The 847-nt window shown below is 71.1% G+C and carries 1 protein-coding gene and 1 pseudogene; one reads left to right on the forward strand and one right to left on the reverse strand.

What is annotated here, in order from left to right; all coding sequences use genetic code 11:
• On the forward strand, positions 1–709 hold a 709-nt coding region (locus tag JMF90_RS38850), incomplete at its 5' end, for a DUF1853 family protein (RefSeq protein WP_201326522.1).
• Positions 710–727: 18 nt separating this feature from the next.
• Here the strand turns inward: JMF90_RS38850 and JMF90_RS38855 are convergent.
• Positions 728–847, reverse strand: a pseudogene (locus JMF90_RS38855) (bifunctional hydroxymethylpyrimidine kinase/phosphomethylpyrimidine kinase); the annotation flags it as partial.

Raw genomic sequence — 847 nt, forward strand, 5'->3', positions numbered from 1 at the left:
CGAGTACTTTCTGACCCACGGGCCGTCGCTGCGGCTCGTCGCGGCCAATCTGCCGCTGCGCAGCAACGGCCGCACGCTCGGCGAAGTCGATTTTCTCGTCGATGCGCCGGACGGCCGGCGCCTGCACTGGGAACTCGCGGTGAAGTGCTATCTATGCGCGCCGGTCCGCGACGGCGCATCGCTTGCCGACTTCGTCGGCCCCAATCTCGTCGACCGGTTCGACCGCAAGCGCAGCCGGCTGCTCGACCACCAGTTGCGGCTCGGCGAACACGATGGCTTTGCCCGGCTCGGCTACGGCGCCCCGGCCGACGCGCAGATGTTCATCAAGGGCTGGCTGTTCCATCCGTACGGCGCGCCGGTGCCGCCGGTGTCCGTCGAAATCGCGCCGGATCATCCGCGCGGTTTCTGGCTGACGCACGGGCAGTGGCCGGCATGGGCGGCCGCGCAGCGTGACGGCGCGGCATGGAGCGTATTGCCGAGACTGGCGTGGCTGGCGCCGCGGCGTGCCGTCGCCGGCGCGGGTATCGAGCCCGAGCCGCTGGCGAGCGCACCGGAGTTGCCGGCCGTGCTGGCGACGCGCCAGACGCCCGACCTGATCGCGATCCATGAAAAGGGGGCTGACGGCACGTGGCGCGAGACGGCGCGCGGTTTCATCGTGCCCGACGACTGGCCGGCGCGCGCGCAGGCGTTCGCGGCGCAGGATCACTGACGCCGCGTCAGCGGCCGCTCACCACCAGCGATGGAAGTGATGGACCGGACCGACGCCGTGACCGACGTCGAGGTGGCCGCTCGCGGCGATCGCGCCGGTCAGGTAGGTTTTTGCCTCGCGTACCGCGCTTTCGAGGTC

Origin of the sequence: Burkholderia sp. E168m23 (assembly GCF_016586125.1) — a bacterium.
Taxonomy (GTDB): Bacteria; Pseudomonadota; Gammaproteobacteria; order Burkholderiales; family Burkholderiaceae; genus Burkholderia; species Burkholderia orbicola.